The sequence below is a fragment of the Bacillus sp. FSL K6-0138 genome (assembly GCF_037982765.1).
GTDB classification, from domain to species: domain Bacteria; phylum Bacillota; class Bacilli; order Bacillales; family Bacillaceae; genus Bacillus; species Bacillus glycinifermentans.
Genome location: NZ_CP150286.1, coordinates 754,606 through 778,841, shown reverse-complemented (window position 1 = coordinate 778,841; position 24,236 = coordinate 754,606). Strand labels below are relative to the sequence as shown.

Below are 24,236 nucleotides of genomic sequence, written 5' to 3'. Positions count from 1 at the left end.
ATTTCATTTTTGTATACACGTGACTCCCCCTGCCCTGTCCCCAAATCAAAAAAATTTTGTGAAAACGGATGGGGGGGATTGTTTTTCTTGGTTTTCTATTTTGGCATGGCATTTTGGACAAAGAAGAATCAAATTGTTTTCATCAAGCTTCAATTCTGGCTGCTTGGAAATCGGAATGACATGGTGAATGTGCGCGTTCTGTCCAAAAACAAAACGACCACACTCATTGCAAGTGCCGCCGTCACGTTGGTAAATGTACTCTCTCATGGCCTTCCAAGCATCAGATCGATAGAAAGACTTGTTTGCAGACTGAAATTTGTTTTGCTTTCGGCCTTTCTTCCTTGGCCTGTGCTGATCACAATAATAGCTGCCTTCTTCTAAGAGAGTCCGGCAGCCGTCATGAATGCAATATCTCATTTGGTATCAGTCTTTTCATCCTTCTTTGCCCCTTTCGATTTTGTTGCCTTTGGCTTCGGCTCTGCTTTGTCCTCTGACACCTCTGCTGCCAGTCCTTGTTCAATCTTTGCGGCTTCCTCATGCGTTACGAAATGGGACTTCATTTTTTCTTTGTCCCACACTAATGCGCCGTGTGCTAACTTTTGAATGATTTGTTTGCTCATCGTTGTTTCTCCTTCCTTTCGTTATAAAAGTATCGATTATAAACAATCGATTTTGTTCCAAAACCACTCTCTGGGTCAGCATATTCAATATCAATGTGGGTTGGATTAATTGACGTATCATTGGTTAAGAATGAAAAATCCACACGGATTTTATCTTTAATCTCTTTTCCTTTGTAAAAAACACGCGGAACCGAATCAATATCCTCAAGCTCAATTTGTAGCAAAGGTGGCTTATTCAGCGGTTCTGCTTCCAGACTATTTAAATCGCCTTTTGGAATAGCCTCTCCATCGAGAAGTACAGTTCCCCCATATTTGTGGCCAACATAATTCACATCTTCTCTCACAGCAGAGAATGAATCTGGTTCTTCCCTCACAAATCCTGTTAACAGCACACCAAGCTTATGAAGCCTTTTAACAGCATCCTTTGGTATGCCTTCATCACAAACGACATTATAAAGCCCATCGACTTCTGATCCGTCTACATATCCAATAATATTAAGGTCCGGATGTTCTACCTGGTAACATCTCGCTATCTCTCTTTTTGTCAGGACAGGATAATTATTCTTTCTCGCAAACTCCAATAGGGCAGTTGTTTTACCAACACATCTTTGCCTCGCTCTTACATAAATTAGTTCATTCTTTTCAGCAGCCTTTTCTAACAACTCTAAAATACTCGTATGCGCTAAATTCAATCCAAACATGCTTCTACCTCCTTTAAGAGCTCCAATCTTTCCTTCCGATTGGTTGTTTCCGCCCAATTATTAAACTCCTGAATTCCTATGTTCACCCGTTTTAAATGGAGTTCCTTTTGTTTCTCATTCAATTCAATTTTTCTCCGGCTGACTTCAATATCATAATTGATTTGTTTTAAAAGTAGCTCTTGTTCAGTACGCCAGGCTTTAAATTGTTTGACGTACAATTCATCCTCTGACAAGGTCAGTCCCCCTTTTGTTCGGTGAACAACTCACGTATTTTCTTTTCAGCTTTTGAAAAGCTCATTTCCTGTTCGCCCGGAAAATAGAAGTCACCTTTAACTGTAGTCCCGAATTCAAATCTGACAGCTGCAACAATAGACACTCCGGCACTCTTTTTTATGCTGATACCACCGTGATAAATATCCTCTTTTGTTATCCGTTCTATTTTTTTTACAGCGACATCCACCAATAACGGTTTCATGACTATTCCTCCCTTAAATAAAAAACGCCCTCCCGTTTGGGAAAGCGCCTGGTATATTCTTTCTAAACCGAGCCCACACTCAGAGGCCCACATTGGCCGACAATCGTTTATTCTGAGATTTACTGGACCCGGTTTACAGAGAACATAAAAAAGCACCCTTCATTTGGGTGCTATATATGATGATGCACTGTAAACCATACAGACATTGTTTAATCCCACTAGTTACAACATGGTTTACCACAATGAGTATGAGAGTGTGTAACAGGATCGTAACTAGAATAAGTGTGTGGATATTGATGGACATTCTGGAAATGCTTATGATGCACATTTGTTATATGCTGCGGATGAATATGCGGCACAATTGTTTTTGAAAAAGTATGAGTTTGACAACAATTAGTCGGGTGTACAATTGGCGGCATCACATTTGGTTTGCAATGAAACATGACTAAGCTCCCCTTTCATTTATTTATCATATTCATTATTAAACTATGATAAACAGTGTATACATGTACCATTACAATCACCCATATTTGTCCGATCGAGTACTATCCACAGCCTAAATCAAAAAAAGTATCCTCAAAAATTTTTTAAGGATACTTAAACTGAAAGGAGAGAAATAAATATATTTATTATTATGATTTCGATCCATATTTGCAGCTTGTCTATTCGAATTCATTCAAAAAAACAAGAAGCATCCTTCAGGATACCTCTTGAAAAAAGGGGTAATTCTCGATGTATTTTATTTTATGCAATAAATCACAAAAAATAAACTTGTCTACTCGCTTAATACCATAATACACGGTTTAAACAAAAATAGAGTGCCAACGTTGTGCCATAATTGTGCCAAAATCATTTTGCTGTCATGCCTCTGCTTTGCCTCCTTTGCAAGTTCTCTTTTAATTCACCCCATGTCATATTGATGATTTGATGATCAGGAAGCTTTAATTTCTTTTTTAAACCGGAATAAAGTTTGTATTGGCTGTCTGAAAGCTGAATTTTTCTGATAGAATCCATTTCTTTTTCAGTTATGAAATCAGACATATTTGATCGGCTCCTTCGATTTTTTTCTACATTATACCATGCAAAAGTTTTTATTTATCCACATTATCCACGAATTAACCATATCTTATATTGTGTCCAATTCACGTAACCGCTGAACCCTTTGCCCTGCATAGTTTTAAGCCATTTCCTTAAAATGAGTTAGACACTTTCTCGTTATGGTTAATTCGTTAAAATATCCAGAAAAAAACTCATCCGTTTTGAAGACAGATGAGCTTACAAGCTGAATGAGTCCATTGTTTGGTCCATTGTGTCTTGAGTGATCCCGATATATCGAAGCGTGACGTCAGGGCTGGAATGGTTGAATATCTCTTGCAGCAGGGCCACGTCTTTGAATTTTTTATAGTGCCAATAACCGAACGTTTTCCTCATGGTGTGGGTGCCGATGCCATCAAGCCCGACGTATTCCGCCGCCTCTTTCAATATGTTGTATGCCGTGCTTCTGCTGATCGGTTTATTTAGTCCTTCGCGGCTCTTAAATAAAAATTCCTGGTCATCTCTACCTTTAATATAGTCGGCCAGGGCCTTTTTTAGGGCCTTATTTATTTTGATCCGTTTCTGCTTGCCGGTTTTCTTCTCGCGTAAATCGATGTACATTCGTTTCGCGTCACGGACTCTTAAACGAAGTAAATCGGATATACGCAAGCCCGAGTTTATGCCGGTGACGAAAAGCAGATAGTTTCTTTCACTCCGTTCTCTCAGGAATTTCTTAATATAATAAATCTGGTCCTTGTCCCTGATAGGCTGCACAAAATTCATTATGAAGCACTTCCCTTCACGTACACTTCCTCTTTCAATGCAAAAGCCAGGTTATAAAAAGCGCGCGATTTTATCCGGAAGTATGTGCGTGAGCTCATCCCTATTTCGTTGTAAACTTCATAATCAAAACGGTGATCTTGGGACATATACTTCATGATGATGATCTGCCGTTCATTGGCTGGTAAACGATTCACGGCCTTTTGAATTTTTGAAAGAAAGGCATGTCGTTCCTGTTCCATTTCGACTCTTTTGATGGCCGTATCTTCGGTAGATGAATGAAACGCGTTTGTATTTGACGGTGGAACGATGTTGAACCCTGCCGTTACTTTCGGCAGCAGATCATCCGGCACTTGTAAGAGAACCACCCTGTAATTATCGAGAATGGTTTCAATTTTCTTTTTCGTCGCTTCTCTATCGATTTCGGGTAATTGAAATAGCATGGTTTATTCCTCCTTTTATTTGCGCTTATAAGCGCCGCCTTTGCCTCGTTTAAGAATCTGCTTATTTTGCCCCATAATCTCTCGCCAAAAGCGCTCAGAGCGCTCCTGCGCTTTTTCAGGGCGTTTTCTTTTGTTGGGTTTCATGTCTATTTCTCCTTTCACTAAACTGCCGTCGGGTCAAATAAAAAACGGACACCAAACAAACAGCGTAAAAGCTGAAAGTTCAGTGTCCGCAGGCATTCCATCTAGGACATTATTCTATTTCCGTCCGCCGACGGTTTTCATCAAATTGTCTTGCAGCCAGAACATGAGGTATAATCTGCCGTTCACTCCATACTTTTGATCAAAAATATCGATGGCTTGCCGCAGAAATGGCTTGTAATCCTGTATCATAACATTTCCCCTTCCCGGCGCCCGCCGCGCCTCCTAATCAAATAGACTAAGCTGAGTGATTTTATAATTGAACAACAGCATTTCTTCGGCCCGGTTCCCTTTTCCGGATCCACCGACAACCTGCTTATATGCTGAAAAAGTTTCCCTTTCCCAAGTCGGATAGAGCTCGAGTATCAAAGGATCGTCATAATAGGAGAGAACCACTTTTCCTTTTACTTGATTCAGCAGCCGCGCCAGATCCCGGTGATCCTGCTCTGTAAACCCGCCGGCATAAAACTGTTCTCGGCCGACATACGGAGGATCAACATAAAAGAGAGTATCCGGGCTATCGTATTTTTCAATAATCGTCCGGAAATCCTTACACTCAATCATGACACCTTTCATACGGTTGGCGAATAATTGAAAAGCTGTACAGGCGCTTATGTAGCCGCCCGCCGGATTCTGACCGCTTTTCGTACTGTGACGCCAACCGGTTTGTGGAACATTCTCCGCGTTTCCCTTGCTGATCCCGGACCGGTTCATATAAAACCACCGGACAGCCCGGTCAAAGTCGTCTGTTGGGTAATCCTCAGTCTTCCATTTCTCGTAAAGCGCCCGGCTGTACGGGATGGACTCACAAGCCTTTTGCATTGCCTTTGGATCCTTTCTGACTTGCATTAGGAAATTGACCACATTTCCGTCAATATCGTTGTACACTTCATGGGATATTTGCGGCTTATTTGCTATGACATGGGCCGCACCGCCGAAAGGCTCGACATAAACCTTATGGGCGGACATTTTGTTTATGATGTGTTCGGCATATTTGGCCTTGCCACCGAACCAGATTAAAGGTGATCTGGCCATAAAAGCACCTCCTTACCCTTTTCTTGTTATTTACTCATGTTTGAGATGGTCCATTCTTTCCCCGGGTGTCCGGTTATCCCCCTATCAGCATCGGCAGAATCACGATTGCCGCGAACACCCCAGCAACCCCCAGCAACGGCAGCAGAAACGATTGTTTTGGAGCATAGACGACGTTCCCCTTAATCGCCAGCCCGTCAGTGCGTTCAATGATCGACTTAACGTAATCCGGGTGAAGTGCGTACTTATTAGCCAGTTCGTCAATTGTAATCATGTTATCCGGCTGTGCCTTGATTGTATGGAGTAAAGACGATTGTAAAAGTGTCATTCCGCATCACCGCCCATCGGCTCCCAATGGATAATTACATCGTTTGAATGAATCCGTAAGAAATCCCCTGAATCAAAGCGGACCTCAAAACCGCCCTCGTTATGTGAATAAGTATTCCGATTATCTACAATATTTGTGACAGTCGCCATCTTTGTGAAACCTGGCGGCTTATATATTTGACCAAGCATAAAAGTTTCAGAATTAAAAGTTATTGACTTTGCTTTAAACATGTCGTTCACTCCCCCGCAGGGGAAACCCCTGCTATTAATTGAATTTGTGTGATGATTCAAGATGAATCCGGGAAAAGTCACCTTTAAATGTTTCTATGATCGTTCTGCCGTGTTCCGGGGCCTCTGCTTCATATACCTTTCCGTAAAGGCCATCTAAAACGATGACGGTAACCTTTCCATCTCGAAGTTTGCTTGTAATTGATACATCTTGATTGATTTTGATTTCTTTAGGACTGTTCACCAGCCGCACCCCCGTGATAAAATAAAAGTGTCAGGTTTTTATTTTCCGGGGCTTTTAATAGCTCTGGTTTTTTTATGCAAACACATCATCCGTTTGCCGGAGCATTGCCAGGTTATAAAGCTTTTCAATTTCCTCATCGCTCTTCTGCTTAAGCGACTCCTTGCCGTACCTTTCGATCAGATTGATCCATTCGATTTTTTCCAAACGCTCCTGTTCCGTCATGAAGATTTCACCTCTTTAAAAGATTTTTCATGGCAGCATTTTTCAAATGCTTGGGACAAGATTCAAACCTGATAATGACTAAAAGCTGCTGTAAAGATGCTTTATCAAACGATAAGCCTGAACTGCCTTTTTTCGTTTTCTGACGCTTCCGCACCTAAAAGTCCCCCATTTCGCGGCCGAATCATTTCCTTGTTCCCCTGATCAATGACGAGGAACAATAATTCTTCTATTTCTCTTTTGAAGGATTTTGCTATTTTGATAATGGACTCACCCCGATTCCACAAATCTCTAAACCTATAAAGCTCCTGCTCATACCAAATAAAATTATTTTCAAGGAACGGGATATAAACAGGACTTTCACAGAATAGCTGTCTTACTCCGTTCTTTTTAGTTTTCATCATTTGCGGACTGATCCATATTCTCGGATTTGCGCCTATACCGTAAGGCCTGTGAGGCAGAATCCTTCTTTTTGCAAGGTCCACAATCAGAATCAAAAGCTCGTCAGGTTTTCTTCTCAGAAGATCGGCAGCGTCATATAATGATTTGCCGTCATACCAGTAATCTATCAATTTACAAATCTGCACATATGACCATTCATAATTCAAGCTATCCAGGGCAATTTCTAAACGATCAGCGCGGACAGTCTTTTTCACGCCCAACACTCCCGCACGGTCCCGGTGTGACGGTGAACGATGATCAATCTTTGTTCATGCTGTAAATTCTTTGATATAAGCCAGTTCTCAGGGTTTAAACCGTTCTTTTTGATGATTTGCTTTTGCGCGCGTGTTGGTCGCTTACCGTGTTTCATATGCTTTCCCTCCGTATGTTTGACCAATAGGCCAGCCAATTTTCAAGTTTCTGCTCGATGTCTTTTAGCCCTTGCTTGAGTTCCTCGGGTGTTTTATTGGTTTCCACATGCCCCCAGACACCCGGCATGATCGGTTTTAAGTTGGTGTCCTTCACTTGTTTTCACCTCCTAAAAGTTTAGAGCCGGAGCCGTCCGCCCCTTTTTCTCCGTTTGTTTTTCTAAAAACTTGATAGCCTCAAGGTGTGCTGTCAATCGGCTAACAGTCTTTTTGTCATATAGTTTTGTTAACGCTACGCCTGAAAGGTTCGTCGTGATGATTGTCACTTTTCCTTGACGTCCAGTAGAAACCCCATACCATACACGATGAATAAAATCATTTGCGGCTCTGTTTTCGTTGTCTGTGTCCCCTACTTCGGCGCCCAGGTCATCGATTACGAGATAATCAACCCTTGTAAGTAGCTCGATTGCAAAAGCTTCTGTCAGCTTTTCGGAATCATCTTTAAATGATTTTTTAATTCGCCTCATGAGGGCATCACTGTTAACAAAGAGGGCTGACTTCGCGTACTCTTCGGAATCATTTTTGTTCAGTTCTTTAAGGGCGGCCATTGCAAGATGACTTTTTCCGGCGTTAGATTCTCCTGTCAAAAAGATGTTCATCACAGCGCCTGCCTTGATTCGGCTGACAAGTTCCATCATCCTCCGTTTATTCTGCTCGTCCTCTTGGTTGTAGCTGCGGAACGTTTCGAACGTTGCTTTTTTAAGGGTAGGATCGGCAATAAGGGAATAAGTCGATAGAATCTGTCGTTCTACCTGACGGCGCCATATCTCGGCTTCATGCTCGATTTCCTTATTACGTTGTTCTCTTTCGCACATAGGACATTTTATTGAACCGTCTCGGAGTTTCATGAGTTGGACCGGGTAAGGCTTTTCTTCACCGCCGATGATCCTTGTATGCTTGTTGCAATAGACAGGCTTTCCGTTCTCATCAGTATGGAATGTCATCCTCCGTGATAACTCTGCCTTGACTCTTTCCGCCCGGTCTTTGGTGAATGTTTCTGTCATGAGGTCTACCTCCTTTTGGCTTTTGGTTAAGATAATTTTCAAATTTAGTGCCGAACAGCGTTTCAGGCCTTAGATACTTGTCCAGATCAGTACCGCGCCATTCTTCGCATTTGACTAGAATGACATGTTTGAAATCATCAAATCTAAAACCTTCGTTCCATCGCGCCTTTATTAAGGTCTTGGTTTTTGGTGTAGTATGACGGTACTTTGTTCCAGCGACTTTGTTTAAAAGGTCAATGATCAGTTTGTAAGGAATTTCATCTTTTTCAGAAGATGCGTCGTCGGGCTTGCCCGACAATATATTATTTTCTTTTTCTTTTTCTTCTTCTTCTTCTTCTTCTGTCTCGTTACTCTCCGTTACCGTAACGTTACATGTAACGTTACTAGGAGAAGACAGTTTTAAAGCCTTTTGTTTTGCGCGGTGTTTAGCCACTCTTTTCCGAGTATCTTCACGAATTTTATCCATGGCATCAATATTCTGGTGCTTTTCCCAATTGGTAATTGAAATAAATCTATTTTCATCGATCTCTATCATGCCGAATCGCTGAAATGTCTGTAATGCCATTCTTACGATCGGTAACGGACGATTGAAAATTGTCGCCAGCATTTCGTCCGTATACGGGATATTTTTACTTAGGTAGATATATCCTGACGCATTCGTTTTGCCAGCCTGGGCCAGCAGTTTAACCCACATAATCAAAATGGTGTCCGCCTCCGGCATCTGTTCAATCAGTTTGATTTTTTCGTCTTCAAACATTTGTGTACTTAGCTTGATCCACTTGACCTCAGCCATTTGACCTCAGTCCTTCCGACTTGGTCAAAGGCCAAACTGATTTTTTCCCGTTTACGATCACAGAGCCGAGAACATTGTTTTTACATTCATCTTTAATGATTGCGCCGCCCTGGCGTTTAAGCTTGCTCAAAGCCTGATTGTGCGTTTTGACAGATTCACTGATGACGGCATGAATTTGATTATGTAGCCATACATAGCTGACTAAAAACATGCTTGCTCCTCCTTTTTGGTATAATGTCCCTGTAGGATAGGGGGTGATACTATGAATAAAACTTTTCCAGACACGATAAAAGCAATGCGTACTCATTTAATTAATGGAATGTACGCTGCTGAAAAGAGTTATAAAACTCTCAAAAATTCAGGGCTAATTAGTAAATTAAAGATCTCTGATGATCGCCGAATCACAATCGCTTTAGCTCACCTTAACCAAGCGAATACTTTTATTACAGCAGCTCAAACCGTTTATCAATTGGAAACTCCGGGAGAAAACCAAGAAATAGAACGCTTTTTCCATCAATTCAACGTATTTAATGATGAGCTGTTAGACAGTATTTCAACGGACCATTGTGACCAATGGACAGGCATTGAATTCAGAGAGCTAGTCAAGAATTATAATGAGCTTCCTGAAATATTTGAGCTCAAACCATTTATTGTTGATTAATTTTATTGATCTGATTTCGTAAATGGTTGATTGCGATATTCAATTCACCTAATGTATGCTCAATCCTTATCATTTTTCTGGATTGCCAAAGGATTTCTTTAGCCAAATAGCTTTCTGGATCAATACCAATAGTTATTTCAGTTTTCTTGGCTTTTTCAATATTTGCTAAGATAGCTATCCGTACAGATTCAGGTAACTCTTTTAAATGTTTTTCAATTTCAACCTCTGTTGCCGCAGGGGTTGACTTATTTTGTTTGTTCATTTCACAAATTCCTTTCTAATGGGATTCTGTTTATCTCTTGTTTAACAAGTCTCTTAGCATACTCGGCAATTACTTGTTCAGTCTTTGGCTTATATCTAAATTGATCTAAACAATGCAGTAAATCTCCATATGTCTGACAAAATGATTTGAGTTGTCTAATAAGGTCTTTTGCTGTATTCTCCAAAGCTTCTTCATACTCAACTGATTTGATTTTTACTTTTTGCATTTCCAATCTATAAGGATTCACTTTCTTTCTCCTCCTATGGGTATCCAGTTTTACCGGCTTCCTTTCCCCACCTTTGGGGAATCCGCGGCACTTATGCCGATTGACTTCCGTTAAAAATCGGTCTCCATCCTTCAATGAAGCTCATCGCTTCTTCAAAGTCTTTTTGCAGAATGTTTGGATAGGCATTGACTCTGTACGCATCTTTTAGGTTCTTCCATAATGCTGCATAAACTCTTCTGGTCGTTTCATAGAAAGTTTTGTCGACCTTATTTTCATTCCAGAGCTTATGCACACGTTTGTTCACTGCGTTCCTCATGGCTTGCTGCTGAGAGTAATCGAGCGTTAATTTTTTATCGAGATCATGCCGAAGTTGCTTTATGTCTTCTTTCATCCCGTCAACATCTTCGTTTAGCTGGATGGTTAGTTTCATATTGGCAAGTATGCTCTCTTTTGCGTTCATCGCTTTTGGCTGCTGCTGTTTCTGGATGTATTCTTTCATCCGCTTAAATTCTTGAATGAATTTAATTTTGGTTTGAACAGCTTCCTTTGTGTTGTAACCGAACACAACCAGTGTGAATGCTTCTTCGGTAAGGTCGTATTTTGGTTTGAGACGGTTTAAAGAATCCTTATAAGAGTTGCGCTCAAAATTGAGCTCATTAAATTCTTCACCTGCATATTCCATTTGAGTTTCAATATCTCTCAATACATTTTTATGTTCCTTCCCAAACATCTCCGCAATGGTTAGGCTGTCTGTGACAGCGATATTTTCTTTAATGAAGACTAATTGATTTTCCATCTATGTGACCTCCTAAAAAGTTTTATTTTGCTCCCCTTCTGATAAAATATTTTTGAAGGGAGGTGTTATTATGAACGACATCGTTTTCACCTTAGAATTTGATGATGATTATGCCAATTCATCCGCCAACGAATATCTTAAAAAAGGTTGGACTCTATTACATGTTGGTCAAAAGTTCATTGACATTTTGGAAAATGGACAAGTGTATTACAACACTGTGTATGTTGTAGGCGCTAACCAACAACAGTACGACGAATACCAAACTGAATTAGAAAATGATCCTTTTAATTCATTTTTGAAAATGAGAGAATGACTTATGAATAACATTTTTATAAAGCTCTTCATCTGCAAGGTGCAGAGCTTTATTAATTTCAACATAACTTAAACCACTTTTAGAGCATTCCTTAATGACTGCCTTTAAAAGTTCAAGTGTTTCTTGTTTTAGTTCATTTTTTGTAATGTTCGAAGGCATTCCATCTGTTAATTGAATTCGTCTCACTCTATTAACCTCCTAAAAAATTTTAGTTTTTGGCTTCCATTTTTTTAATCCATTCCAAGTATGCTTCTCGACGTATCCGCCTGCTGTTTCCGCTTTTGAAACTTGGCAAATCGCCCGAAGTGCAACGTTGATAAACAGTATTTGGATGCCATCCCATTAACTCTGAAACTTGCTTAACAGTAAGTATTGGCGGCAATTGATCAATTATTTGCATTGTATTCAAATCTCCTTCCATACAAATGTACCTTTAAACGGTATTTAGCTGTAAATTTTTTTCTTCTTCATCATATGCCCCATCATTTACAATAGGTAATTTGATTATGTCCTCTGGCAAGTCATAAACTTCTGCGGCTTTCTTAAGTCGGTATCCAGGTATAGCGGTAATACCTTTCTCATAATTCCGAAGAGTTTTTGGTGTTATGCCAATCTCTTTAGCAGCTTGTGCTTGGCTTAGGCCTGCATTGACCCTAGCTGCAGCTAAAGTTATTTTAATCAACACTTTCAACTCCTTTCATTATTCTATGCTCTCAATATACTACCTTTAAAAGTTACTGTCAATACCTTTTAACATTATTTTTACCGAAAAAAAGTAGTTTGATCCTTTACATACTTACCGTTTTTAGGTACTATAATAAGGAAGAAAACAAGGAGGAATTAAAATGATTGATATTCAAAAACTAAAGGAAATCATGGCAAACAATTTAAAAAAACAATTAAAACGTAAGGGAATATCACAAACTATGATGGCTCGAGATTTAAATATTCCAGAGATGACCGTATCTAACTGGGTTAAAGGGAAAACATATCCCAGACCAGACAAAATTCAATTAATGGCTGATTATTTCGGAATTACTCGTACTCAATTGACAGAAGAAGCACCATCCAATCTTACTCCTTTAGCACCACAAACAGTTCCCGTTCCTGTACTCGGAACAATTGCATGCGGTGAACCGATATTAGCCGAAGAAAATGTAACTGAATATATATACGAGTCTCCCGATCAACTACCAAGTGGTAATCTATTTTATCTAAAGGCAAAAGGGACAAGCATGGAACCAACGATTCCTGACGGATCATACGTATTAGTGCGCGAACAACCGGAAGTAGAAAATGGGGCAATAGCTGCCGTGCTTGTTAACGGCGACACAGAAGCTACCCTGAAAAGAATTAAACGTCAAGGAGATATGGTAATTTTGATGCCGGATAATCCGAATTACAGCCCTTTTATTATCACCCCGGACAACCCAGCCAGAGTCATCGGACAAGCGATACAATTCACACAAAAGTTGTAAAGGGTGATAAATAATGAAAGGATCATTTAGGCGTCGAGGCTGCAAGTGCAAAAAGAAACGGTGCACCTGTGGCGCAAAGTGGTACTATCGGTATGATATTGTTGATCCGACTACTGGTAAACGTAAACAAAAAGAAGCCGGAGGGTTTAGAACAAAGGCTGAAGCCGAAGAGTTAGCTAAGCGAATCCAGTATGAGCTTCAGCAAGGAACCTATATTGAAGAGAAAGAAATTACATTCGAAGAGTTCGCGAAAGAATGGCTGATCTGGTACGGAAACACTGGAAGAGTAAAGAAAAGTACGATAAGGGTTCGTAAGCATGAGATCAATCGTTTGATGGACTATTTTCTGTATTTAAAGATGAAAGATATAACACGCAAACAATATCAAGATGCACTCAATGACTTAAAAGCAAGAGGATATGCGGAAAATACAATCGACGGTGCTCACCGAACCGGGAGAATGATCTTTAAACGTGCGGTCGAACTTGAAGTGATCAAAACCGATCCGACAGAATATGCGATTGTCCCGAAAGTTCAAAAAACCGTTGAGGAATTAGAGCGAGAAAAAGAATTACCAAAATATTTGGAAAAAGAAGAACTTGCACATTTTCTCTCCATTATCCCGGATCATCAAATGGATATTCGTGACTATCCAATATTCTTAACGCTTGCCTATACAGGCATGAGAGCCGGAGAACTATGTGCTCTAAAATGGAGTGACATTGACTTTGAAGAACAAACTATAAGCATTACAAAAACGTATTACAACCCACGCAATGCCATAAAAGAATACGAATTACTCACTCCAAAAACAAAAAAATCTAAACGCGTGATAGATGTTACGAAAGATGTCCTGTTCGAGCTTGATAAGCTTAGAAAAGCTCAAAAAGAAGTGCGAATGAAGTACCGTAAGACGTATCATAATGAAGGATTTGTTTTTGCTCAATTGGATGAAGTAAATGCAGGGTATCCGGCTTATGTGAAGTTAATTGAAATACGTATGAAAAGATTGCTTAAAATTGCCGATTTAAATCCATCACTAACCCCACATTCATTAAGACACACTCATACCTCTCTGCTGGCTGAAGCAGGGGTTAGCCTGGAACAAATTATGGATCGTTTAGGACACACTGATGATGATACAACCAAAAATATCTATTTGCATATCACTAAACCAAAAAAGAAAGAAGCTTCCCACAAGTTCAGCGAACTCATGAGAAGCTTACTTTAATCTGTCAACTGTGGGCAAAATGTGGGCAAAAAACCCACAAGAGGCAGGGAAACCTTGATATAATAAGCTTTTAAAAGCCTATTACATCATACCGCCCATTCCGCCCATTCCGCCCATGTCAGGCATGCCGCCGCCTTTGTTTTCTTCAGGCTTGTCGGCAACGACTGCTTCAGTAGTCAGGAACATTGCCGCTACTGATGCAGCGTTTTGCAGAGCTGAGCGTGTAACTTTTGTAGGGTCTACGATACCTTTTTCGATCATGTTGACCCATTCGCCTGTTGCAGCGTTGTAGCCGATTCCGATTTCTTCGCCTTTCAGGCGCTCAACGATGACAGATCCTTCAAGGCCTGCATTGTGCGCGATTTGACGGATTGGCTCTTCAAGAGCGCGAAGAACGATGTTCACACCAGTCAATTCGTCGCCTTCAGCGTTGATTTCAGCAACTTTATTGTATACGTTGACAAGAGCTGTACCTCCGCCAGATACGATTCCTTCTTCTACCGCAGCGCGAGTAGAGTTGAGGGCGTCTTCGATGCGAAGTTTGCGTTCTTTCAGTTCTGTCTCAGTCGCAGCGCCGACTTTGATGACAGCTACGCCGCCTGCAAGTTTCGCAAGGCGCTCTTGTAATTTTTCTTTATCGAATTCAGAAGTTGTTTCTTCAACTTGAGCGCGGATTTGGTTGACGCGTGCCGCGATTTGCTCAGCATCTCCGGCGCCTTCAACGATCGTCGTGTTTTCTTTCGTAACGACGACTTTAGAAGCGCGTCCCAGTTGGCTGATTTGAGTTGATTTAAGGTCAAGGCCTAAATCTTCTGTGATCACTTCGGCACCTGTCAGGATAGAGATGTCTTCAAGCATCGCTTTGCGGCGGTCGCCGAATCCAGGAGCTTTAACAGCCACTGCATTGAATGTTCCGCGGAGCTTGTTGACAACAAGCGTTGCAAGAGCTTCGCCTTCAACGTCTTCAGCGATGAGAAGCAATGGTTTGCCTTGCTGAACGACTTGCTCAAGAACCGGAAGGATTTCTTGAATGTTTGTGATTTTTTTGTCAGTGACCAGGATATACGGGTTCTCAAGAACCGCTTCCATCTTATCGGAGTCAGTCACCATGTAAGGAGACGCATATCCGCGGTCGAACTGCATACCTTCAACAACTTCAAGTTCAGTCGTGAATCCTTTGGATTCTTCGATCGTGATGACACCGTCGTTGCCGACGCGTTCCATCGCTTCGGCGATCAGGCTTCCGACTTCTTCGTCAGCAGCAGAGATAGAAGCAACTTGTGCGATAGACTCTTTGCCTTCGATCGGTTTAGAGATTTCTTTCAGGTTTTCTACCGCTACTGCAACAGCCTGCTCGATTCCTTTACGGACGCCCACAGGATTAGCTCCGGCTGTTACGTTTTTAAGGCCTTCGCGGATCATCGCTTGAGCAAGAACAGTCGCCGTTGTCGTACCGTCGCCGGCAACGTCGTTCGTTTTGCTGGCAACTTCAGCAACAAGCTTTGCACCCATGTTTTCGAACGCATCTTCAAGCTCGATTTCTTTCGCGATGGTTACACCGTCGTTTGTGATAAGCGGAGAACCGAATTTTTTCTCAAGAACGACGTTGCGTCCTTTAGGTCCCAATGTTACCTTTACAGCATCAGCCAATGCATCTACACCGCGCAGCATGGAACGGCGGGCTTCTTCGCTAAACTTAATATCTTTTGCCATGTGATTCGAACCTCCTCAGGATTATATAAAGATTTTATTTAAGACTTAGCCGATAACAGCTAAAATGTCGCTTTCACGCAGGATTAAGTAGTCAGTACCTTCATATTTCACTTCAGTACCGGCATATTTTGAGAAGATGATGCGGTCGCCTGTTTTTACTTCTAATGCCACGCGTTCTCCGCTCTCTAATACACGGCCTGAACCGGCAGCAACTACTTTACCCTCTTGGGGTTTTTCTTTTGCGGAGTCAGGAAGTACGATTCCGCTAGCAGTTTTTTCTTCAGACTCAACGAGCTCAATGACAACGCGATCACCTAATGGCTTTAACAATGAAACAACCTCCTCAATATTTTCATATGTAATTTTAGCACTCACACTCATTGAGTGCTAACACAATTCTTATAATAAAGAATCTCCCTGGCAATTTCAAGTGATAAGTCTAAAAATTTTTGCGCTTGCAAGTTTCCGTTTCCCTTTCCCATCCGATAATTTAATAAGAGTGTGTTACAATAAATGTAGTCTGCTTTAGATTCTAGAAAAGGAGTACATACGGCTTGAGAAAACAATACTGGTTTATTATTTTGACATACGTCCTCATGCAATTGTCGTCCATCGTCGGCGTGCCTCTGCTTTACCTGCTCGGCGTAGGAAAAGGACAGACTCCCGTTCAAGCAAAGCTGACGCTGACAAGCGTATGGTCAGTCATTGCCTTTTTGCTCTGTCTCGTCATCGTGCTGCTGATTTTAAGGACAGTGCCGAAAACAACGCTTCGAAACAGGCCGAAAGCATCGATTGGGGCATCGGTAGCCTGGGCGGTCGGCGGCGTTTTTCTCGCGATTTTTGCTCAGTCAATTGCTGCCATGATTGAAATGACGCTATTCGGGGCCAATCCCGAGTCGGAAAATACGCAAATGATCATGAAATTGATTCAGGCATTGCCGCTCATGGTCATCGTCTCTTCTGTGTTCGGCCCCATTCTGGAAGAAATCATTTTCAGAAAGATCATTTTCGGAGCTATATATGAAAAAACGAATTTCTTTATCGCTGCTCTGTTCAGCTCCGTCCTTTTCTCGGTTGTCCACATAGATTTCTCACACTTTTTAATCTATGCGGCAATGGGCTTCACATTCGCTTTTTTGTACGTCAGGACAAACCGGATTATCGTGCCGATCTTTGCCCACGTCGCCATGAATACGTTTGTCGTGATCATGCAGACGTTTCAGGGCCAGATTCAGGACTATTTGGAACGGGTTGAAAAAGTGCAGCTGATTATCGGAGGATTTTTATGATGAGAAGCCCGGTGTTTTGGGGCGTGATGTATTTTTTGACGGGCGTGCTGTTTACGTATCTGGCAGCGACCTCTCCGGGGAATATGTGGTCGTTCTACACCATTCTCCTGATGCTGTTCGCCGCCTATAACATCAGCATTTCCTTCAAAATGTTCGCCCTTTCAAAGCGGAAAAAATAAAGAAAAAGAGCCATTCTCTCAAAAAGAGATGGCCCTTTATTTTAAAAATGCCTGATTGGCTTCCTGAATGACGGCTTTCTGCGCTTTCCTGTAGGAAATTCTCGAAATGATGATGCTGATTTCATACAGGATCAAAAGAGGCGCTGCCACCATAAAATCGGACAACATATCAGGAGGCGTGATGAACGCCGCGATGACGAACAAAAAGAAGTATGCATACTTCCTGATCTTAGCCAACATCATGGGCGTCACCAAACCGAGCCTTGTAATGAACATAATGATCACAGGCATCTGAAACAATAAGCCGAAAGGAAGCGTCAGCTGTATTAAAAACTGAAAATACTCATAAATCCCGATGACTTGATTCACCTTAAGATCATCGGAAAGATTCGTCATAAATTCAACGACAAACGGAAATAAAATAAAATAAGAAAAAGCAATGCCGCCTAAAAAAAGTATGATCGATACAGGAATATAGCTTAGCGTCACTTTGCGTTCTTTTTCATACAGCCCCGGGCTGATAAAAGCCCACAGCTGGTACAAGACAAGCGGCGAGGTCATCACAGCGCCGATAATGACAGCGAACTGCATGTATACCAAGAGCGGATCGGTCAGTTTAAACGCGTTCAGCGTCAGCAGTTTCGCTTCATCGGTCTGCTGCAAATAAAGAATGATCGGCTTAGCCAAAAAGAAGCCCGCCATGACAAAAACGGCAAAAAAGAAGGCAATGAACACGAGCCGTCTTCGCAGTTCAATAATATGTTCCAGAAGCGACATTTCTCTTCCCTTCATCAATGTCATCCCATCCTACTGATCTTCTTTCTTTTTTTCGCTTTCGTCGTCTGCCAGACCTCTTGTTGCGTTTTTAAACTCCCTTAGCGTCTTGCCTGCTGCCTTTCCCAGTTCAGGAAGTTTTTGCGGACCGAAAATCAGAATCGCCAAGATAACGATTAAAATAAAGCTTCCAGGACCGATTGTCGGCATGTAAAAGCCTCCCCCTTTCCGTCATTTTTCTTCTGTCATTGAATAATGCTTCAGAAAATATACCAATGACTGAAGTTCAACCGCTAAATCTATATGATGAATTCGAATGTGTTCCGGCACATTCAAACGGGCCGGCGTAAAATTGAGAATGCCTTTAATACCGAGCGCAACAAGCCTGTCCGTAATAGGTTGGGCGGCCTGGGCCGGGACCGTCAAAATCGCGACGGGAATATCGTTTGTCAAATGCTTTTCAAGGTCATTTAAATCGTAAACGGGAACGCCTCCGACTTCTTTTCCGATTTTGCTTTCATTGATATCGAAAGCCATTGAGATTTTCGTATTGTTGTTTTTAATGAAGTTGTAATGGAGAAAGGCTGTCCCTAAATTTCCTACGCCGATAAGCGTTACGTTTGTCATTTCATCCTGGTCGAGCGTCTTTCTGAAAAAGGACAGCAAATAATTCACATTATAGCCGTAGCCTTTTTTGCCGAGTGCACCGAAATATGAAAAGTCCCTCCGAATCGTGGCAGAATCGACTTTTACGGCATCGCTCAATTCAGCGGATGAAACACGCTGCTTTCCGGATGCATGAAGGTTTTTTAAAAAACGATAGTATAGCGGCAGCCGCTTAGCTGTCGCTTGCGGAATTTTTGAATGATCCAAGTTCATAAACGATCCTCCATGTTTACATCAGCTTTTTCCCTTTTATAGTCACCGCTTTTCCCGCCTGTTTTTTCAGCGAGATAGGTCGGTCCTATCACCATTCCCTTATCCGCAGCCTTGCACATGTCATAGACGGTCAGCGCACATACGGAAACTGACGTTAACGCTTCCATTTCCACACCTGTGCTCCCTTTTGTCTTGACGGTTGACTGAATATGCAGGATGCTGTTCTGGTCTTTTTCTTCCCATCGAAAGGCGATGTCGACTCCCTTCAGAGCGATCGGATGGCACATCGGGATGATGTCGGACGTTTGTTTTGCCGCCATGATTCCTGCCACCTGAGCCACAGCCAGCACATCGCCTTTCCCCATCTCCTGGTTTTTGATTTTTTCATGCACGTCTCTTTTCATAGACACGCTTGAGAAAGCTACAGCAGTTCGCACTGAAGCTTCCTTTTCGCTTATATCAACCATCTTGGCTCTGCCTTGTTCGTTAAAATGCGTAAATTGGTTCATCATTATAAAACTCTCCTTACTAAAGATCATACACTATTTTTTTCAATCTGTCTTTTCCTTTTGGTTAAAATCTTCCAGACTCCGCTTAATTGTTTGCTGACTGCTATCTGATAGGCTACACTAAAAATAGCAAACAAGAGGTGAAATAAATCATGATGATTTTACAAGTCAATCAGCTCTCAAAATCGTTTGGAGCCGATTCCATTTTAACGAATATAAAGCTGGAAGTCAGATCCCGGGACCGGATTGCGATCGTCGGGCGCAACGGAGCCGGAAAATCGACTTTTTTGAAAATTATCGCCGGCAGGCTTTCTTATGAAAAAGGGGACATCATCAAGCCGAAGGATTTAACAATCGGCTACCTTGATCAGCATTCGGGACTCGATTCAAAGCTTTCAATAAAAGAAGAATTGCTGACTGTATTCGATCATCTGAAAGCGATGGAAAAAGAGATGCGCTCAGTCGAAGAGCAGATGGCGCATGCTGCACCCGACAAGCTTGAATCGTTAATGAAAACGTACGACAGACTGCAGCAGGAATTTAAAGATAAGGGCGGCTACCAATATGAAGCCGACGTCAGATCCGTGATCCATGGTCTCGGATTTGCCGGATACGGCGACACCGCGCGCGTCCAGGATTTAAGCGGAGGACAAAAAACGAGGCTCGCTCTCGGAAAAATGCTACTGGCCAAACCTGACCTGCTCATTCTCGATGAACCGACGAACCACCTTGACATCGATACGCTTACCTGGCTTGAGCAATATTTGCAAAACTACAGCGGAGCGATACTCATCGTCTCCCATGACAGGTACTTTCTTGATAAGGTTGTCACCCAGGTGTACGAAATATCCCGCTCCAGGAGCAAAAAATACATCGGAAACTACAGCGATTATCTGAAATTAAAAGCTGAACAGCTTGAAAAAGAAATGAAACTGTATGAAAAGCAGCAGGATGAAATCGCCAAACTCCAGGACTTCGTCGACCGAAACCTGGCGAGGGCTTCAACGACAAAACGCGCACAAAGCAGGCGCAAACAGCTTGAACGGATGGACGTCATGGATAAACCGCTCGGCGACGAAAAATCGGCCTCCTTCCGTTTTGACATTGCCCGGCAAAGCGGAAACGACGTCCTGCGCGTTCAGGATTTGACGGTCAGCTACCAAGATCAGCCTCCGCTCCTCCGCTCGCTCTATTTTCAAATTTCGCGCGGTGAAAGCGTGGCCCTTGTCGGCCCTAACGGAGTAGGCAAATCAACCCTTTTAAAAACGCTGATTCAAAAGCTTAAACCCCTTACAGGCACGATATCAACCGGTTCACACGTCTCGATCGGCTATTACGACCAGGAGCAGGCTGAACTCCATTCGTCCAAGCGCGTGCTTGACGAGCTTTGGGACGACTACCCCGAGATGAATGAGAAAGATATCAGAACATGCCTCGGGAATTTCCTGTTTTCCGGAGACGATGTCTTAAAGCCTGTTCACGCCCTGAGCGGCGGCGAAAAAGCACGGCTCGCGCTCGCGAAGCTGATGCTTCAAAAAGCCAATTTTCTCATTCTTGACGAGCCGACAAACCATCTTGACTTGGACAGCAAAGAAATATTGGAAAATGCTTTGATCGATTATCCGGGAACGATTTTGTTCGTGTCCCATGACCGCTATTTTATCAACCGCATTGCAACAAAAGTATTCGAGCTTTCACCTGAGAAAGTGGAAGAATATTTAGGAGACTACGATTATTATACGGAAAAAAAGGCCCAGCAGCTTGAGCTTAAAGCACTGGAAAAGCAAAATACAGACGAGCAAAGCAAACCTGATGCAGATAAGGCCAAAACAAAGCGGAGCTATGAAGAAGAAAAGGAATGGAAGAGAAAAGAGCGGCAGCGGCAGCGCCGCATAGACGAAATCGAAACGCGCATCACGGCCATCGAAGAAACAATTGAACAAAATGAGGAGCTGCTCTGCGAACCCGACGTCTTTCAAGACCACGAAAAGGTTCAGGAGATCAACTCCGAAAACGAGCGCCTGAATAACGAACTTGAGCACTTATTATCCGAATGGGAAGCACTTTCTACAGAAGAATAAAGATCAAAGCCGCTTCAATCGATGAAGCGGCTTTTTTATCCACAAAACAAACCCTTTGTTTACAAGAAAGAAAGCGATTTACCCACAATATCCACAAAAAACATAATATTTATTCACATTATTAACAAGTAAAAAAACTTCTATATAACAGGTTTTTTAATATTATTAACATGCCTGTGGATATATGTTAACAAGCTGTTAATAACTAAAAAAACCTCACGGTGTGTGAGGTTTTTAGTAAGATGTCAGCTCCAAGCCGGGCTGGCCATTCATATCATATTTTCCCCTGATTCCTTTTTCGAAAGCGACGGTTCCTGCCGCTGCAATCATAGCCGCATTATCTGTGCAAAGCGAAAGCGGCGGAATGAGCAGCTCGATGTCCGGATATGCGGAAAATGTCTCTTCAAGGGCCGTTCTAAGCCCCTTGTTTGCCGCAACTCCTCCGGCAAGCATAACCTGTTTGACTCCGTAAGCCTTGGCAGCCCGCTTCGTTTTCGTTACGAGCACGTCGATGACGCTTTCCTGGAAACTTGCGGACAAGTCCTCCGGCGATATCGTTTCCCCTTTTTGCGAGGCATTGTGAAGCGTGTTGATCACCGCTGATTTAAGGCCGCTGAAGCTGAAGTTATATGAGCCCTCTTCAAGCCAGGCCCGCGGCAATGGTACGTTGGCTTCGCCTTTTTGCGCGAGCTTATCAATATGAGGCCCTCCCGGATAAGGCAGTCCCATCGTTCTGGCTACTTTATCGTATGCTTCTCCTGCCGCATCATCGAGCGTTTCGCCGATCACTTCAAATGAACCGTGTTCCTTCATATACACAAGCTCCGTGTGCCCGCCTGAGACGACTAAAGCAAGCGCCGGAAAGCGAAGCTCTTGGACAAGCCGGTTGGCATAAATATGGCCTGCAATATGGTGAACGCCGACAAGCGGAATCTTGCGGGCAAAACTCAGTGCTTTCGCTGCGTTTACGCCGATCAGCAATGCGCCGACAAGCCCGGGGCCTTCAGTTACCGCAATTGCATCAATATCGTCAAAAGACATGCCTGACTGTGAAAAAGCTTCCTCAAGCACGATCGTCATCTGCTCTACGTGGTGTCTTGACGCAATTTCCGGAACGACCCCTCCAAAACGTTTGTGGCTTTCAATTTGCGACGCTACAACGTTTGTTATAATGTCTTTACCGTTTTTTACGATGGCGGCAGCGGTTTCATCACAGCTTGTCTCAATTCCCAATACATACAAATCTTTTTTATGATTCATTCAGTCTCACCCACATTAATAAAGCATCTTCTCCGTTATCAGTATAATAATTTTTGCGAATTCCCCCCGGCTGAAAACCGAGTTTTCGATATAAGCTTTGGGCGATATGGTTCGACACCCTCACCTCTAAAGAAAGCTGAGCTGCTTTTTTCATCAGGCACAGTTTCATGGCGGCTTTTAAAAGCTCTTCTCCGTAACGGCGCCCGCGATATTCAGGCAAAACGGCAATGTTCGTAATCTGCGCATCATCCAGCACAATCCAGATCCCGCAGTATCCGATGATTTGCTCTTCTACTTCGAGGACGAGATAATGAGCATACATATTGTGATGGAGCTCATGATAGAACGATTCTTTTTTCCAAGGGGACGAAAAAGAGCGTTTTTCGATTTCATACACTTGATCGACATCATTTGATTTCATGTCACGTATGACCATTTGAGTATTCATGGCTCCACCCGCTATTTTTGTTTTTCCAGCCATTTGGCTTCCGCTTCTGCCAAACGGACATAGTTTGGCACAAGGCCGTGCGTTGGCTCCGGCTCTTTCCGCTCCCCGATCAAGGCCAATTCGGAAGGGCGGGGGAGGTGAAGGGAAGCGCCTCCGATCACCGCCTGCTTACCGAGCATCTTTTCGATCATATCTTTATGAATATCTGTATCATTTCCTAAAAACAGCACTTGCTGCTCAATGTCTTTCAGCTTTTTCAGCCAATCTTCAAGCAGAATATTTTGATCGCCTTCCAGGGTCTCCAGCCTGTTATTGTCGTCATAGCGGTACAATCCTGTATAAACCTGTCCACGCCTTGCATCAAACAACGGACAGATGACGCCCGAGAAAAAACGGCCGTTGGCGGCTAACACTTCCAGGCTCGAAACTGATGCCGCGGGAATGTTCAACGACCAGGCCAGCGTTTTGGCTATCGTGACGCCGATGCGCACTCCGGTATAAGATCCAGGCCCTTTCGCAACTGCGATTTTGCTCAGATCAGAAGGCTCCAGGCCGCACTCCTGAAGCAATTCATCAATCGCAGGCATCGCCCGGACGGAATGATTTTTTTTCAGGTGTGATATGTGCTCGGCAATTACCTTTCCGTCCCGGACTAACGCAACGCCAAGCGTCAGGTTAGATGTATCAATTGCTAGTGTCGTCATGTTCGCTTATCTCCCTGCAAAGTTTTTCGTACCGATTGCCTTTTGGCGTCAAAGTGAGCTTCCGCTCATCTCCGCCGAGTCTTTTGATGACAACCTCGAGGCGTTCTTCGGGAAGCTGCTCTTCGATCAAATGGGCCCATTCGACAAGGCAGACCCCTTCCCCTTCAAAATATTCATCCAAACCGAGGTCTTCTGTTTCATCTTCCATTCTGTAAACGTCCATATGAAACAGCGGAAGAGCACCTTCCCGGTATTCCTTTATGATCGTAAAGGTCGGACTGTTGACAACCCGCTGAATCCCGAGGCCTTCAGCAAAGCCTTTTGTAAAAGTCGTTTTTCCGGCTCCGAGATCGCCCTCCAATGTAATGACATCCCCTGGCTGAACAAAGCGCGCCGTAAGCTTAGCGATGCTCTTTGTCTCTTCGGGTTCCGTCGTTTTCCATTCCAATGTTTTCAACTTTA

44 protein-coding genes are annotated in these 24,236 nt (G+C 42.8%); 7 read left to right on the top strand and 37 right to left on the bottom strand.

The features are described 5' to 3' along the window. Nucleotides 1-45: 45 nt before the first annotated feature. The 21 genes from MHB78_RS04325 to MHB78_RS04225 all read right to left on the bottom strand — a co-directional run bounded on the left by MHB78_RS04325 (nt 46) and on the right by MHB78_RS04225 (nt 9,182). The gene (locus tag MHB78_RS04325) at nt 46-417 is read right to left on the bottom strand and encodes an HNH endonuclease signature motif containing protein (protein ID WP_175075424.1); all 372 of its coding nucleotides are present in this window, start codon (nt 415-417) and stop codon (nt 46-48) included. Beyond that, a complete protein-coding gene (locus tag MHB78_RS04320; RefSeq protein ID WP_340033610.1) occupies nt 414-620 on the bottom strand; it encodes a hypothetical protein in 207 nt (68 codons plus the stop codon). The genes MHB78_RS04325 and MHB78_RS04320 overlap by 4 nt, the downstream gene beginning before the upstream one ends. Continuing rightward, nucleotides 617-1,321, bottom strand: a complete 705-nt coding sequence (locus tag MHB78_RS04315; RefSeq protein WP_340033609.1) for a hypothetical protein — start codon at nt 1,319-1,321, stop codon at nt 617-619. Before MHB78_RS04315 ends, MHB78_RS04320 begins: the two co-directional genes overlap by 4 nt. Then, entirely contained in the window at nt 1,309-1,554 is a 246-nt protein-coding gene (locus MHB78_RS04310; RefSeq protein ID WP_120155430.1) for a hypothetical protein, read from the bottom strand. Before MHB78_RS04310 ends, MHB78_RS04315 begins: the two co-directional genes overlap by 13 nt. A gap of 2 nt (nt 1,555-1,556) precedes the next feature. Continuing rightward, nucleotides 1,557-1,796: a hypothetical protein gene (locus MHB78_RS04305; protein ID WP_340033606.1), complete on the bottom strand. Its 240-nt coding sequence runs from the start codon at nt 1,794-1,796 to the stop codon at nt 1,557-1,559. A gap of 218 nt (nt 1,797-2,014) precedes the next feature. Continuing rightward, nucleotides 2,015-2,239 carry a CotD family spore coat protein gene (locus MHB78_RS04300; protein WP_340033605.1) on the bottom strand — a complete coding sequence of 75 codons (225 nt, stop codon included), beginning with the start codon at nt 2,237-2,239 and terminating at the stop codon, nt 2,015-2,017. A gap of 406 nt (nt 2,240-2,645) precedes the next feature. Further along, a complete protein-coding gene (locus tag MHB78_RS04295) occupies nt 2,646-2,837 on the bottom strand; it encodes a hypothetical protein (RefSeq protein ID WP_340033548.1) in 192 nt (63 codons plus the stop codon). A gap of 234 nt (nt 2,838-3,071) precedes the next feature. Further along, entirely contained in the window at nt 3,072-3,614 is a 543-nt protein-coding gene (locus MHB78_RS04290; RefSeq protein WP_046129154.1) for a site-specific integrase, read from the bottom strand. Further along, nucleotides 3,614-4,054 (bottom strand): ArpU family phage packaging/lysis transcriptional regulator, encoded by a 441-nt coding sequence (locus tag MHB78_RS04285; protein ID WP_046129153.1) that lies wholly within the window; start codon nt 4,052-4,054, stop codon nt 3,614-3,616. The genes MHB78_RS04290 and MHB78_RS04285 overlap by 1 nt, the downstream gene beginning before the upstream one ends. 15 nt (nt 4,055-4,069) lie before the next feature. Continuing rightward, nucleotides 4,070-4,198, bottom strand: coding sequence for a hypothetical protein (locus tag MHB78_RS04280; RefSeq protein ID WP_099047076.1), 129 nt, complete (start codon nt 4,196-4,198; stop codon nt 4,070-4,072). Nucleotides 4,199-4,312: 114 nt separating this feature from the next. Further along, nucleotides 4,313-4,447, bottom strand: coding sequence for a hypothetical protein (locus MHB78_RS04275; protein WP_269081994.1), 135 nt, complete (start codon nt 4,445-4,447; stop codon nt 4,313-4,315). A 33-nt stretch (nt 4,448-4,480) separates the two neighbouring features. Then, on the bottom strand, nt 4,481-5,290 hold the full coding sequence (locus MHB78_RS04270) for a DNA adenine methylase (protein ID WP_046129152.1): 810 nt from the start codon (nt 5,288-5,290) through the stop codon (nt 4,481-4,483). Between the two features lie 73 nt (nt 5,291-5,363). Then, nucleotides 5,364-5,615 carry a hypothetical protein gene (locus MHB78_RS04265; protein WP_046129151.1) on the bottom strand — a complete coding sequence of 84 codons (252 nt, stop codon included), beginning with the start codon at nt 5,613-5,615 and terminating at the stop codon, nt 5,364-5,366. Then, on the bottom strand, nt 5,612-5,845 hold the full coding sequence (locus MHB78_RS04260; protein ID WP_046129150.1) for a hypothetical protein: 234 nt from the start codon (nt 5,843-5,845) through the stop codon (nt 5,612-5,614). Before MHB78_RS04260 ends, MHB78_RS04265 begins: the two co-directional genes overlap by 4 nt. A gap of 34 nt (nt 5,846-5,879) precedes the next feature. Then, nucleotides 5,880-6,086 (bottom strand): XtrA/YqaO family protein, encoded by a 207-nt coding sequence (locus MHB78_RS04255; RefSeq protein ID WP_046129149.1) that lies wholly within the window; start codon nt 6,084-6,086, stop codon nt 5,880-5,882. Nucleotides 6,087-6,158: 72 nt separating this feature from the next. Beyond that, entirely contained in the window at nt 6,159-6,308 is a 150-nt protein-coding gene (locus tag MHB78_RS04250) for a BH0509 family protein (protein ID WP_128748284.1), read from the bottom strand. Nucleotides 6,309-6,412: 104 nt separating this feature from the next. Continuing rightward, the gene (locus MHB78_RS04245; RefSeq protein ID WP_340033603.1) at nt 6,413-6,961 is read right to left on the bottom strand and encodes a hypothetical protein; all 549 of its coding nucleotides are present in this window, start codon (nt 6,959-6,961) and stop codon (nt 6,413-6,415) included. Between the two features lie 151 nt (nt 6,962-7,112). After that, nucleotides 7,113-7,271 carry a hypothetical protein gene (locus MHB78_RS04240; RefSeq protein ID WP_340033601.1) on the bottom strand — a complete coding sequence of 53 codons (159 nt, stop codon included), beginning with the start codon at nt 7,269-7,271 and terminating at the stop codon, nt 7,113-7,115. Between the two features lie 13 nt (nt 7,272-7,284). Further along, nucleotides 7,285-8,118 carry an ATP-binding protein gene (locus MHB78_RS04235; protein WP_340034060.1) on the bottom strand — a complete coding sequence of 278 codons (834 nt, stop codon included), beginning with the start codon at nt 8,116-8,118 and terminating at the stop codon, nt 7,285-7,287. Further along, on the bottom strand, nt 8,102-8,971 hold the full coding sequence (locus tag MHB78_RS04230) for a phage replisome organizer N-terminal domain-containing protein (RefSeq protein ID WP_340033599.1): 870 nt from the start codon (nt 8,969-8,971) through the stop codon (nt 8,102-8,104). Before MHB78_RS04230 ends, MHB78_RS04235 begins: the two co-directional genes overlap by 17 nt. Further along, nucleotides 8,964-9,182 (bottom strand): hypothetical protein, encoded by a 219-nt coding sequence (locus MHB78_RS04225; RefSeq protein ID WP_340033597.1) that lies wholly within the window; start codon nt 9,180-9,182, stop codon nt 8,964-8,966. The genes MHB78_RS04230 and MHB78_RS04225 overlap by 8 nt, the downstream gene beginning before the upstream one ends. 51 nt (nt 9,183-9,233) lie before the next feature. On the opposite strand from MHB78_RS04225, the gene MHB78_RS04220 reads away from it, so the two are divergent. Next, nucleotides 9,234-9,632, top strand: coding sequence for a hypothetical protein (locus MHB78_RS04220; RefSeq protein WP_340033595.1), 399 nt, complete (start codon nt 9,234-9,236; stop codon nt 9,630-9,632). On the opposite strand, the gene MHB78_RS04215 is transcribed toward MHB78_RS04220, so the two are convergent. From MHB78_RS04215 to MHB78_RS04205, 3 genes are all read right to left on the bottom strand, one after another. Beyond that, on the bottom strand, nt 9,619-9,894 hold the full coding sequence (locus MHB78_RS04215; RefSeq protein ID WP_340033594.1) for a hypothetical protein: 276 nt from the start codon (nt 9,892-9,894) through the stop codon (nt 9,619-9,621). The genes MHB78_RS04220 and MHB78_RS04215 overlap by 14 nt on opposite strands. A 1-nt stretch (nt 9,895) precedes the next feature. Next, complete coding sequence (locus tag MHB78_RS04210) at nt 9,896-10,141, bottom strand: hypothetical protein (RefSeq protein WP_340033592.1); 246 nt, start codon at nt 10,139-10,141, stop codon at nt 9,896-9,898. Nucleotides 10,142-10,211: 70 nt separating this feature from the next. Next, nucleotides 10,212-10,916 carry a Rha family transcriptional regulator gene (locus MHB78_RS04205; protein WP_340033590.1) on the bottom strand — a complete coding sequence of 235 codons (705 nt, stop codon included), beginning with the start codon at nt 10,914-10,916 and terminating at the stop codon, nt 10,212-10,214. A gap of 70 nt (nt 10,917-10,986) precedes the next feature. Here MHB78_RS04205 and MHB78_RS04200 point away from each other — a divergent pair, with 70 nt between their 5' ends. Then, entirely contained in the window at nt 10,987-11,229 is a 243-nt protein-coding gene (locus MHB78_RS04200; protein ID WP_145644230.1) for a hypothetical protein, read from the top strand. Here MHB78_RS04200 and MHB78_RS04195 read toward each other — a convergent pair. Genes MHB78_RS04195 through MHB78_RS04185 form a run of 3 tightly spaced genes read right to left on the bottom strand, consistent with a single transcriptional unit; the run spans nt 11,206 to nt 11,911 of the window. Further along, nucleotides 11,206-11,415, bottom strand: a complete 210-nt coding sequence (locus tag MHB78_RS04195) for a hypothetical protein (RefSeq protein WP_017475023.1) — start codon at nt 11,413-11,415, stop codon at nt 11,206-11,208. The two genes, MHB78_RS04200 and MHB78_RS04195, sit on opposite strands and share 24 nt — an antisense overlap. Before the next feature lie 22 nt (nt 11,416-11,437). Further along, nucleotides 11,438-11,629: a helix-turn-helix domain-containing protein gene (locus MHB78_RS04190; protein WP_340033586.1), complete on the bottom strand. Its 192-nt coding sequence runs from the start codon at nt 11,627-11,629 to the stop codon at nt 11,438-11,440. Between the two features lie 33 nt (nt 11,630-11,662). Next, nucleotides 11,663-11,911: a helix-turn-helix transcriptional regulator gene (locus tag MHB78_RS04185; RefSeq protein ID WP_340033584.1), complete on the bottom strand. Its 249-nt coding sequence runs from the start codon at nt 11,909-11,911 to the stop codon at nt 11,663-11,665. Nucleotides 11,912-12,074: 163 nt separating this feature from the next. Here MHB78_RS04185 and MHB78_RS04180 point away from each other — a divergent pair, with 163 nt between their 5' ends. Continuing rightward, entirely contained in the window at nt 12,075-12,707 is a 633-nt protein-coding gene (locus tag MHB78_RS04180) for an XRE family transcriptional regulator (protein WP_043054092.1), read from the top strand. Nucleotides 12,708-12,720: 13 nt separating this feature from the next. Next, nucleotides 12,721-13,938 (top strand): site-specific integrase, encoded by a 1,218-nt coding sequence (locus tag MHB78_RS04175; protein WP_340033582.1) that lies wholly within the window; start codon nt 12,721-12,723, stop codon nt 13,936-13,938. Nucleotides 13,939-14,019: 81 nt separating this feature from the next. On the opposite strand, the gene groL is transcribed toward MHB78_RS04175, so the two are convergent. Next, entirely contained in the window at nt 14,020-15,651 is a 1,632-nt protein-coding gene (groL, locus tag MHB78_RS04170; protein WP_046132025.1) for a chaperonin GroEL, read from the bottom strand. A 45-nt stretch (nt 15,652-15,696) separates the two neighbouring features. Next, a complete protein-coding gene (gene groES, locus MHB78_RS04165) occupies nt 15,697-15,981 on the bottom strand; it encodes a co-chaperone GroES (protein ID WP_003179248.1) in 285 nt (94 codons plus the stop codon). A 224-nt stretch (nt 15,982-16,205) separates the two neighbouring features. On the opposite strand from groES, the gene MHB78_RS04160 reads away from it, so the two are divergent. Both MHB78_RS04160 and MHB78_RS04155 read left to right on the top strand, forming a co-directional pair. Then, nucleotides 16,206-16,940, top strand: coding sequence for a CPBP family intramembrane glutamic endopeptidase (locus tag MHB78_RS04160; RefSeq protein ID WP_046132026.1), 735 nt, complete (start codon nt 16,206-16,208; stop codon nt 16,938-16,940). After that, nucleotides 16,940-17,119 carry a YdiK family protein gene (locus MHB78_RS04155; RefSeq protein ID WP_046132142.1) on the top strand — a complete coding sequence of 60 codons (180 nt, stop codon included), beginning with the start codon at nt 16,940-16,942 and terminating at the stop codon, nt 17,117-17,119. The genes MHB78_RS04160 and MHB78_RS04155 overlap by 1 nt, the downstream gene beginning before the upstream one ends. A gap of 36 nt (nt 17,120-17,155) precedes the next feature. On the opposite strand, the gene tatC is transcribed toward MHB78_RS04155, so the two are convergent. The 4 genes from tatC to moaC are packed head-to-tail and all read right to left on the bottom strand — an operon-like array spanning nt 17,156 to nt 19,281. Next, nucleotides 17,156-17,920 carry a twin-arginine translocase subunit TatC gene (tatC, locus tag MHB78_RS04150; RefSeq protein WP_099047017.1) on the bottom strand — a complete coding sequence of 255 codons (765 nt, stop codon included), beginning with the start codon at nt 17,918-17,920 and terminating at the stop codon, nt 17,156-17,158. A 6-nt stretch (nt 17,921-17,926) separates the two neighbouring features. Beyond that, nucleotides 17,927-18,103, bottom strand: a complete 177-nt coding sequence (locus MHB78_RS04145; RefSeq protein ID WP_046132027.1) for a twin-arginine translocase TatA/TatE family subunit — start codon at nt 18,101-18,103, stop codon at nt 17,927-17,929. Nucleotides 18,104-18,124: 21 nt separating this feature from the next. Further along, complete coding sequence (locus MHB78_RS04140; RefSeq protein ID WP_046132028.1) at nt 18,125-18,772, bottom strand: redox-sensing transcriptional repressor Rex; 648 nt, start codon at nt 18,770-18,772, stop codon at nt 18,125-18,127. After that, a complete protein-coding gene (gene moaC / locus MHB78_RS04135) occupies nt 18,769-19,281 on the bottom strand; it encodes a cyclic pyranopterin monophosphate synthase MoaC (protein ID WP_046132144.1) in 513 nt (170 codons plus the stop codon). Before moaC ends, MHB78_RS04140 begins: the two co-directional genes overlap by 4 nt. A 152-nt stretch (nt 19,282-19,433) precedes the next feature. Here moaC and MHB78_RS04130 point away from each other — a divergent pair, with 152 nt between their 5' ends. Continuing rightward, on the top strand, nt 19,434-21,362 hold the full coding sequence (locus tag MHB78_RS04130; protein ID WP_046132029.1) for an ABC-F family ATP-binding cassette domain-containing protein: 1,929 nt from the start codon (nt 19,434-19,436) through the stop codon (nt 21,360-21,362). A 234-nt stretch (nt 21,363-21,596) separates the two neighbouring features. On the opposite strand, the gene tsaD is transcribed toward MHB78_RS04130, so the two are convergent. Genes tsaD through tsaE form a run of 4 tightly spaced genes read right to left on the bottom strand, consistent with a single transcriptional unit; the run spans nt 21,597 to nt 24,231 of the window. Next, nucleotides 21,597-22,622, bottom strand: a complete 1,026-nt coding sequence (gene tsaD, locus MHB78_RS04125) for a tRNA (adenosine(37)-N6)-threonylcarbamoyltransferase complex transferase subunit TsaD (RefSeq protein ID WP_046132030.1) — start codon at nt 22,620-22,622, stop codon at nt 21,597-21,599. Beyond that, complete coding sequence (gene rimI / locus MHB78_RS04120) at nt 22,612-23,070, bottom strand: ribosomal protein S18-alanine N-acetyltransferase (RefSeq protein WP_046132145.1); 459 nt, start codon at nt 23,068-23,070, stop codon at nt 22,612-22,614. The genes tsaD and rimI overlap by 11 nt, the downstream gene beginning before the upstream one ends. Nucleotides 23,071-23,081: 11 nt before the next feature. Beyond that, complete coding sequence (gene tsaB / locus MHB78_RS04115) at nt 23,082-23,774, bottom strand: tRNA (adenosine(37)-N6)-threonylcarbamoyltransferase complex dimerization subunit type 1 TsaB (RefSeq protein WP_046132031.1); 693 nt, start codon at nt 23,772-23,774, stop codon at nt 23,082-23,084. Beyond that, the gene (tsaE, locus tag MHB78_RS04110; RefSeq protein ID WP_046132032.1) at nt 23,755-24,231 is read right to left on the bottom strand and encodes a tRNA (adenosine(37)-N6)-threonylcarbamoyltransferase complex ATPase subunit type 1 TsaE; all 477 of its coding nucleotides are present in this window, start codon (nt 24,229-24,231) and stop codon (nt 23,755-23,757) included. The genes tsaB and tsaE overlap by 20 nt, the downstream gene beginning before the upstream one ends. Between the last annotated feature and the right edge of the window lie 5 nt (nt 24,232-24,236).